Origin of the sequence: Pseudomonas sp. CFBP13509 (genome assembly GCF_005233485.1) — a bacterium.
Taxonomy (GTDB): domain Bacteria; phylum Pseudomonadota; class Gammaproteobacteria; order Pseudomonadales; family Pseudomonadaceae; genus Aquipseudomonas; species Aquipseudomonas marginalis.
In genome coordinates this window covers 23,052-32,200 of sequence record NZ_QGAA01000033.1, presented here as the reverse complement: position 1 = coordinate 32,200, position 9,149 = coordinate 23,052, and the positions used below count along the sequence as shown (strand labels likewise).

The 9,149-nt window shown below is 63.0% G+C and carries 7 protein-coding genes; 6 read left to right on the top strand and 1 reads right to left on the bottom strand.

Going from position 1 to position 9,149, the window contains the following annotated elements; all coding sequences use genetic code 11:
- Positions 1 to 713: 713 nt before the first annotated feature.
- The 6 genes from purU to PspCFBP13509_RS30480 are packed head-to-tail and all read left to right on the top strand — an operon-like array spanning position 714 to position 7,482.
- Positions 714 to 1,580 (top strand): formyltetrahydrofolate deformylase, encoded by an 867-nt coding sequence (gene purU / locus PspCFBP13509_RS30505; RefSeq protein ID WP_065925509.1) that lies wholly within the window; start codon positions 714 to 716, stop codon positions 1,578 to 1,580.
- On the top strand, positions 1,577 to 2,482 hold the full coding sequence (gene folD, locus PspCFBP13509_RS30500; RefSeq protein ID WP_065925510.1) for a bifunctional methylenetetrahydrofolate dehydrogenase/methenyltetrahydrofolate cyclohydrolase FolD: 906 nt from the start codon (positions 1,577 to 1,579) through the stop codon (positions 2,480 to 2,482). Before purU ends, folD begins: the two co-directional genes overlap by 4 nt.
- The gene (locus tag PspCFBP13509_RS30495) at positions 2,464 to 3,705 is read left to right on the top strand and encodes an FAD-dependent oxidoreductase (protein WP_065925511.1); all 1,242 of its coding nucleotides are present in this window, start codon (positions 2,464 to 2,466) and stop codon (positions 3,703 to 3,705) included. The genes folD and PspCFBP13509_RS30495 overlap by 19 nt, the downstream gene beginning before the upstream one ends.
- A gap of 13 nt (positions 3,706 to 3,718) precedes the next feature.
- A complete protein-coding gene (locus PspCFBP13509_RS30490) occupies positions 3,719 to 4,018 on the top strand; it encodes a sarcosine oxidase subunit delta (protein WP_065925512.1) in 300 nt (99 codons plus the stop codon).
- Complete coding sequence (locus tag PspCFBP13509_RS30485; protein WP_137213132.1) at positions 4,015 to 6,912, top strand: 2Fe-2S iron-sulfur cluster-binding protein; 2,898 nt, start codon at positions 4,015 to 4,017, stop codon at positions 6,910 to 6,912. The genes PspCFBP13509_RS30490 and PspCFBP13509_RS30485 overlap by 4 nt, the downstream gene beginning before the upstream one ends.
- Positions 6,913 to 6,915: 3 nt before the next feature.
- Complete coding sequence (locus PspCFBP13509_RS30480; RefSeq protein WP_137213131.1) at positions 6,916 to 7,482, top strand: sarcosine oxidase subunit gamma; 567 nt, start codon at positions 6,916 to 6,918, stop codon at positions 7,480 to 7,482.
- Here the strand turns inward: PspCFBP13509_RS30480 and PspCFBP13509_RS30475 are convergent.
- Entirely contained in the window at positions 7,470 to 8,876 is a 1,407-nt protein-coding gene (locus tag PspCFBP13509_RS30475) for a purine-cytosine permease family protein (RefSeq protein WP_137213130.1), read from the bottom strand. The two genes, PspCFBP13509_RS30480 and PspCFBP13509_RS30475, sit on opposite strands and share 13 nt — an antisense overlap.
- Between the last annotated feature and the right edge of the window lie 273 nt (positions 8,877 to 9,149).

Sequence of the window (9,149 nt, the reverse complement as noted above, 5' to 3'; positions counted from 1 at the left end):
AGAGCCAGAGCCAGAGCCAGAGCCAGAGCAGATCAAAAGATTGCTGACTTCGTCAGCGATTAAGGAAGTAGAAGCCACACCGCGTACGCTTCAATAATCAGGTCGGCTTTAAGGCCGCCTCGCTTTTGTTTTTGATTTGGCATCGCCCCGTCAAACACGCTGGCCGAACGCAGGCTTTGGAGCGTGGGTAACCCGGCAGGACGCCGGGTTAGCCGCGCTGGGCCATGGATGGCCCATCGCGGCGGCCCACGCTCCAAAGCCGGAGTGAGGGCATGCCGAGCCTAGGCGAGGCACCGAGTGTTGGGGCGAAGGCCTTTTGGTGGACTTTTGGGCCTTTCCAAAAGTGAGCCGCCGTAAGGGCGGAACCCTAAGCCGCCGTTACCGCAGCAACGGATATGTACCCGGTCCAATCCAAAAAAATAGTCGGCCCAGAGGCCGCCATCGGGGGCAAGCCCCCCTCCCCCATTTCTAACCGCGTCCACCCGCGAGTGTGGGGCGAAGTCCTATAGTGACTGGTGGCGCCCAGCCCAAAAATTTCCCCTCAGTTAAAAATCTTTCCCAAAAACCCTGGACGCCCTGCCCCCATTCCCCTATAAAGCCACTTCAGGAATATTTTATTCCCCACAAGAAAACGCGCTCAAGGAATGAGCCTGCTGTCCTCAGACATTTTTTCGCTATGCGATGAGCTGCCGCCATCATCCCGAGGACGTGTCATGCAACACGAAAAAAACCATTTCATCATCAAGGTGACGTGCCCCGCCGTGTCCGGCATCGTCGCTGCCGTCACCACTTACCTGGCGGACAAGGCGTGCTACATCGGGGAAATGGCGCAGTTCGATGATGACTTCAGCGGCCGCTTTTTCATGCGTGCCGTGTTCCGTTTCAACGATGGCCACACAGGCGACCTGCAAGAGATCAGAGACGGTTTCGCCGATGTCGCCCAGGCCTTCGACATGCAGTGGGAGCTGCACGACACCCGCGAGCCGATGCGCGTGATGCTGATGGTGAGCAAGTTCGACCACTGCCTCACCGACCTGCTCTACCGCTACCACAAGGGCGAGATGGACATGACCATCACCGCCATCGTCTCCAACCACCTCGACCTGCGGCCGATGGCCGAGCGCGAGGGCATTCGCTTTATCTACCTGCCGGTGTCCAGGGACAACAAGGCCGCGCAGGAAACCGAGCTGATGAAGATCGTCGACGACACCCGCACCGAGCTGGTGGTGTTGGCGCGCTACATGCAGATTCTCTCCGACGACCTGTGCCGGCAACTGTCGGGGCGGGCGATCAATATCCACCATTCGTTCCTGCCCGGGTTCAAGGGTGCCAAGCCCTATCACCAGGCGTATCAACGCGGTGTGAAGTTGATCGGTGCCACCGCGCACTATGTGACCAGCGACCTGGATGAGGGCCCGATCATCGAGCAGGAAGTGCAGCGCGTCGACCACGTGTACAAGCCCGACGACCTGGTCGCCATCGGCCGCGACACCGAAACCGTGGCCCTGTCCAAGGCGGTCAAGTACCACCTGGAGCACCGGGTCTTCCTCAATCAGGACAGAACGGTGGTGTTCCGGTGAGCGCGCATAAACTGATCGACGGCAAAGCCGCCGCGGCGCGCGTGCTGCTGCAAGTGCGCGAGGACGTGGCGCGGCTGCATGGGCAGGCTATTCAACCGGCGCTGGCGGTGATCCTGGTGGGCAGCGACCCGGCCAGCCAGGTCTATGTGCGCAACAAGATCCTGCGCGCCGAAGAGGTGGGCATCCGCTCCGTGGAGCATCGCCTGCCCGGCGATACCAGCACCGAACACTTGTTGATCCTGATCGGCCAATTGAATGCCGACCCGGCGATCCACGGCGTCCTCCTGCAATTGCCGTTGCCGGCGCAGATGGACGAACTGCGCGCCCTGGAGGCCATCGCGCCGGACAAGGACGTCGACGGGTTTCACAGCCAGAACGTCGGTGGCCTCAGCCAGGGCCGCGCAGTGCTCACGCCATGCACCCCGAGCGGTTGCCTGTATCTGTTGGAGCAAACCTGCGGCGACCTGCGTGGCAAACACGCGGTGGTGATCGGCCGTTCGAACATCGTCGGTAAGCCCATGGCCGCGCTGCTGCTCAAGGCGGATTGCTCGGTGACCGTGCTGCATTCGCGCAGCCACGACGCCCAGGCCCTGTGTCGCCAGGCCGATATCGTGATCGCCGCCGTGGGCCGCGCCCGCTTGATTGACGCGAGCTGGTTGAAGCCCGGCGCGGTGGTGATCGATGTCGGCATCAACCGCATCGACGACGACGGCCGCAGCCGCCTGGTGGGTGATGTCGACTTCGACAGCGCCCTGCCCCATGTCGCCGCCATCACCCCGGTGCCCGGCGGTGTCGGGCCGATGACCATTGCCTTCCTGATGAAAAACACCGTGGCCGCCGCCCTGGCGCAACACCACGCCCTACGCAGCCAATCGGAGGCCGTATGCCATTCAATCTATTGAAATACGGGCTGAGTTCGGAGTACCCGGTGGAGGTGGACCTGCCACCGCCCAAGGAACTCAAGTCGAGTTACGACGTGGTGATCATCGGCGCCGGTGGCCATGGCCTGGCGACGGCCTACTACCTGGCCAAGTACCACGGCATCACCAATATAGCGGTGCTGGAAAAGGCCTACCTGGGCGGCGGCAATACCGCGCGCAATACGGCGGTGATCCGCTCCAACTACCTCACCAGCGAAGGCGTTCGTTTCTATGCCGAGTCGGTGAAGATGTTCCAGTCGCTGTCCAACGAATTCGATTTCAACATCATGTACTCCGAGCGCGGCCAACTGACCCTGGCCCACACCGACGCCACCGTGCGTTCGTTCCGCCAGCGCGCCGAGGTCAACAAGCACTTCGGCGGGCGTACCGAGATGATCGACCGCCAGCAGATCCGCGAGCTGGTGCCCAGCCTCAACCTCGACCCCGGCCACTTGCCGGTGATCGCCGGGCTCTGGCATATCGACGGCGCGACCGCGCGTCACGATGCCGTGGCCTGGGGCTACGCCAAGCAGGCGGCCAAGCGTGGCGTGGAAATCCATCAGCTCACCGAAGTGCAGGACCTGGTGATCGAGAACGGTGCCATCACCGCGGTGAAAACCAATCGCGGCACCATCCGGTGCGGCTGCGCGGTGCAGGCGATTGCCGGGCACAGCTCGCTGCTGATGGCCAAGGCCGGTATCCGTTCGCCGATCCAGACTTTCCCGTTGCAGGCCATGGTCACCCAGCCGTTCAAGCCGTTCCTCGACCCGTTGGTGAGTTCCTCGGCCCTGCACTGCTACGTGCAGCAAACCAGCCGTGGCGAAGTGGTGTTCGGTGGCGGTTCCGACCCGTACCCGCTGTTCAACACGCGCTCGACCCTGGACCTCAAGGAAAGCCTGTTGGCCCATGCCATCGAGATGTTTCCGTTCCTGGCCAACGCCAAGTTGATGCGCCAGTGGGCCGGGATCACCGACATGACCCCCGACTACAGCCCGATCATGGGCCTGTCGCCGCTGAAGAATTACTACCTCGACGCCGGCTGGGGCACCTGGGGCTTCAAGGCCACGCCGATCTGCGGCAAGACCATGGCCGAGCTGGTCGCCAGCGGCGGCAAGGTGCCGGACTTGATCAAGCCCTTCGGCCTCGAACGTTTCTCGACCTTCCAGCAAGTCAACGAAATGGGCGCCACAGCGGCCAGCCACTGACGGAGAGCAGACGATGAAAATCATGATTTGCCCGCTCAACGGGCCGCGCAATATCAGCGAGTTCACCTACGGCGGTGAATTCAAACCGATGCCCGACCCGCTGACCTGCAGCGATGCCGAATGGGCCGACTACGTGTTCAACACCGATAACCTCGCCGGTGTGGTGCGCGAATGGTGGATGCACACGCCGTCCAGTTACTGGTTCCTCGCCGAGCGCCACACGGTCACCGACGAGATCCTGCGCACCTTCGATCCGCGCGAAGTGTTCACTACCCGCGTCGACTTCACCACCGCCAAGGAGATCGCCGGATGAACCGCCTCCCCGCCCCCATGGGCCTGCTGATCCAGCGTGACCAGCCACTCGATTTCAGTTTCGACGGCCTGCCCTACCAAGGTTTGCAGGGCGACAGCATCGCCAGCGCGCTGCTCGCCAACGGGCGCTTCCTGATGTCGCGTTCGTTCAAGTACCACCGCCCACGCGGCCCATTGACCATGGCCGGCCATGACGCCAACAGCCTGGTGCAACTGCCCCGCGAACCCAACGTATTGGCCGATGCCCACGCGCTGTCCGCCGGCTTGGCGGTGACGGCGCAGAACGTCAACGGCTCGCTGGATAACGACAAGGACGCCTACCTCGGCAAGTTCTCCAGGTTCATGCCAGTGGGTTTCTACTACCGTTCGTTCTACAAGCCCAAGGGCATGTGGAAAGTCTGGGAACCGATCATCCGCAAAAAGGCCGGCCTGGGCGTGCTCGACCTGACGTTCCAACCCGAGTACTACGACAAGGCCTACCTGTTCACCGACCTCGCCGTGATCGGCGCCGGCCCCGCTGGCTTGCAGGCCGCGCTGACCGCCGCGAATGCCGGCGCCAAGGTGCTGCTGATCGAGCAGCAGCCTATTCTCGGCGGGTCGCTGACCTACGCGCGCTTCGATATTGCCGGCACCCGTGCCGACACCCTGCGCCGCGAGTTGCTCGGCGCGGTGCAGCAACACGCGAATATCCAGGTGCTCACCGACTCCACCTGCAATGCCTGGTTCACCGACAACTACCTGCCGGTGATCCAGGGCAAGCGCTTGTACAAAGTGCGCGCACAACAGTGCCTGGTGTGCAGCGGTTCGTTCGACCAACCGGTGGTCTTCCGCAACAACGACCTGCCGGGGGTGATGCTCACCAGCGCCGCGCAACGCCTGATGAAGCTCTATGCGGTCAAGCCCGGCAAGCGCGCAGTGGTACTCACCGGCAACGATGACGGCTACCTCGCCGCCCTCGACCTGCATGACCAGGGCGTGGACGTGGCCGCCGTGATCGACCTGCGTCACGCCCCGGCGGACAAAGCCCTGCCGGGTGCCCTGGCCCAGCGCAAGATCCCGTGCCTGAGCAACAGCACCGTGTTCGAGGCCCTGCATGAAAAAGGCCTGCGCCATGTGAAAGGCGTCGATGTGCGCCAGATCACCGGCCAGGGCCAGGTCAGCGCCAGCGGGCAAGTGATCGACTGCGACCTGCTGTGCATGTCGGCCGGTTATATGCCGGTCTATCAGCTGCTATGCCAGGCCGGTGGCAAGCTGGCCTATGACGACTCGCGAGCGGAGTTCAGCCTCAGTGGCCTGCCGCGCAACCTGGGCGTGGCCGGTTCCGTACACGGTCGGCATCAACTGGACAATGTGCTGGCGGATGGGTCCAACGCCGCCGCCGACAGCCTGTGCGCCCTCGGTTTGAACAGCCCGAGCCCGCCTGCAGCGCTGCGCAGCGAAGCCCAGGTCAACTTCCACTGGCCGATCTTCCCGCACCCCAAGGGCAAGGATTTCGTCGACTTCGACGAAGACCTGCAAGTGGCGGATATCGTCAACGCCACCCGCATCGGCTACCGCGATGTGCAGTTGGTCAAGCGTTACTCCACGGTCGGCATGGGTCCGTCCCAGGGACGTCACTCGGCGCTGCCGACCGCACGGCTGGTGGCCTGGGCGACCCAGCGCACGATCAGCGAAACCGGGGTCACCACCGCACGCCCGCCGTTCGTGGCGGAGAAACTCGCCCATGTCGCCGGACGCGCCTTCGACCCCTACCGCCAAACGCCGATGCACGCGCGCCATGTGCAAGCCGGGGCGAAGATGATGCCCGCCGGTATCTGGCAGCGCCCGGCCTATTACGGCAAGCCCCAGGACCGCGAAGCGTGCATGCAGGCCGAAGCGCTGCATGTGCGTAACAAGGTCGGGCTGATCGATGTGTCCACACTCGGTGGCCTGGACGTGCGCGGCCCGGACGCCGCCGAATTGCTCAACCGCATGTACACCTTCGCGTTCCTCAAGCAGCCGGTGGGCCGTTCGCGTTATGCGCTGATGACCAACGAACACGGCGTGGTGATCGACGACGGCGTGTGCGCGCGGCTGGCCGACAAGCATTTCTACGTCACCGCCACCACCAGCGGCGTCGACCGCATCTACCAGCAGATGCTCAAGTGGAACGCACAGTGGCGCCTGGACGTGGACGTGACCAACGTCACGGCAGCGATCTGTGCGGTGAACGTGGCCGGGCCGGATTCGCGCAAGGTGCTGGAGCAGGTGTGCAACGACCTCGACCTCAGTGCCGAAGGCTTCCCCTACCTGGGCGTGCGCCAGGGCACGGTGGCCGGGATCAAGGCGCGCTTGCTGCGGGTCGGGTTTGTCGGCGAGCTGGGCTATGAAATCCACGTACCGGCACGCCACGGCCTGGCGTTGTGGGACGCGTTGATGACGGCCGGCAAGGCCTTTGACATTCGCCCCTTCGGCGTCGAAACCCAACGCCTGCTGCGCCTGGAAAAAGGCCACGTGATCATCAGCCAGGACACCGACGGCATGACTCACCCGGCAGAAATCGACATGGGCTGGGCGGTCAGCCGCAACAAGCCGTTCTTCGTCGGCCGCCGCTCGGTGGACATCCTCGAAGCCCAGCCGCTGAAACGCAAACTGGTGGGCTTCAGCCTGCCCAAGGGCAGCGTGCAACCGCTGGAAGGCCACCTGGTACTCAACGGCGCGGACATCAGCGGCAACGTCACCTCCTGCGAATACTCCACCAGCCTGGGCCGCATTATCGGCCTGGCCTACGCCGGGATCGACCAGAGCACACCGGGGCAGCGCATTCCGATTCGCGTCGAGGGCGGCATCGTCGTCCAGGCCGAGGTGGTGCAACTGCCGTTCTTCGACCCCACCAACCAACGCCAGGAGGGTTAAGCCATGACCAGTCTGAAAGCCCACGAATTGTTCACGCCGCCCTGCCAGTTGCAGGACCAGACCGACCTGCCCCGGGTCGGCTTTCGCGGCGCACAAAGCACCGAGTACCTTACCGCGCGCGGCTTCACGTTGCCGGGCGCGCCCAACCAAGCCAGCGCGCAAGCGGACGGCAGTTGGGTGGCGCGCCTGTCGCAGAACGAATACCTGGTGCTGGGCAGCCCGCAGGATCAGGGGCAACGGATTGCCGATGAAGAAGCGCGTTGGGAACTGGACCACCGTGCCAATTACCTGCTGCCGCGCCAGGACAGCCATGCCTGCGTGCGGCTCAGCGGGGGGGTGATTGCGCGGGTGATGGCCAAGCTGTGCGGGGTTGACTTGAGTGACCCGGCGTTCAAGCCCGGGATGGTGGCGCAGACGTCAGTGGCGCGGGTCAATGCGATTGTCATCCACACAGGGAGTGTGGAGCTGCCGGCGTTTCATATCCTCTGGGATCGCGCCTCGAAGGAATACTTCGAGGGCGCGTTGCGGGATGCGTTGGAGGAGTTCGGCGGAGTGGCTCAGTCGGTGTAGCCCAACCGTGCCGCCCTGATCTTCCGGGTGTGTTGACGTGTCGCCAGGCAGTAATACAACGGGCACGTCACCACCAGTCCCACCAGCCACGACAGGTCCGCGCCTTCCACCAGGTTGGCCCACGGCCCCACATACAGCGACGTATTGGCAAACGGCAGTTGCACGATGATGCCGATGAAGTACGCCACGATCGCATGCAGGTTGAAACGCCCATACACCCCGCCATCGGCCCGGAAGATCGAGGCAATGTCATAGACCCCGCGCTTGATGATGTAGAAGTCGATCAGGTTGATCGACGCCCACGGCACCAGCACCAGCAACAGCGCGAGGATCAGGCCGATAAATTGCGAGATGAAGTCCGCCGAGGCACCCAACGCCACCACGCAGCAACCGGCCAGGACCACGCCCGACAGCAGCACGCGCACCTTGATGCTCGGGGTCCACTGGCTGGCGAAGGTCTGCACCGAGGTGATGATCGACAGCACCGCGCCGTACAGATTCAGGGCGTTGTGGCTGATGATATTGAGCAGGAACAGCACCATCAGGATCGGCCCCAGCCAGCCGGTGGCTTGCTTGACCGCGACCATGGCTTCGGTGCCTTCGGGCGTGGCCAGTGCAGCTACCAGGCCAAAGGCGAAGGACAGGATGGTGCCAAGGGTGGCGCCCAAGTAGGTCGCAATGAACGGCCGGGTGATGCCGATATCCGCCGGCAGGTAGCGCGAGTAGTCGCTGGTGTAGGGCGAAAAGCTGATCTGCCAGATCACCCCCAGCGACACGGTGGCCAACCAGCCAGCGGCGTTGAAGCCGCCACGGGTCAGGAAATCTGCCGGCAAGTCATGGGCGAAGATGTAGATAAAACCGGCCAGCAACGCGCTGCCCATCACCCAGGTGCCGATGCGGTTGAGGGTATGGATAAAGCGGTAGCCGATCACGCCGATGGCGGTGGCGCTGAGGGCGCCGATCAGGATGCTCGCCGGCACCGGCACCGACGGCACGATGCCAACGATGGACTTGCCGGCCAGGACGATATTGGAGATGAAAAATCCGATGTAGATCAGCGCGGCAAAGAACACGATCAACAGCGCGCCGTAACGGCCGAACTGGCCACGGCTCTGCACCATCTGCGGGATGCCCATGCGCGGGCCCTGGGCCGATGCGAGGGCAATCACGATGCCGCCGAGCAAATGCCCGAGGGCAATCGCCAGCAGGCCCCACGCCAGATTGAGATGGAACACTTGGGCCACCATGGCACCGGTGACGATCGGCAGTGGTGCGATGTTGGTGCTGAACCATAAGGTGAACAGGTCGCGGGCCTTTCCATGGCGCTCTGCGAGGGGGACGTAATCGACCGTGTGATGCTCGATCAGGGGGTCTTGCCGGGACATCTGGGGCATGGAAATGAACTCGCGTTTGTCTGATCTTATAGTTGTTTGACGCCAAACCGGGGGAGCTCTCTGGCCGCCCCTCAGATGAACACCATATTATGGTATTCCAACATTTTCACAAGACTGATCCGCTGGTTTTACCTGCAACTGATCCGGTTCCTTGTCGTATTGATTCCTTGATTTTTAAACCTAACACCCCGTATTCATTGAATATTTCGCCACAAAAGACGTTTATCAGGGATTTAAAAAAGCGCTTGCAAGCTTTGTATTACGGTATACCAT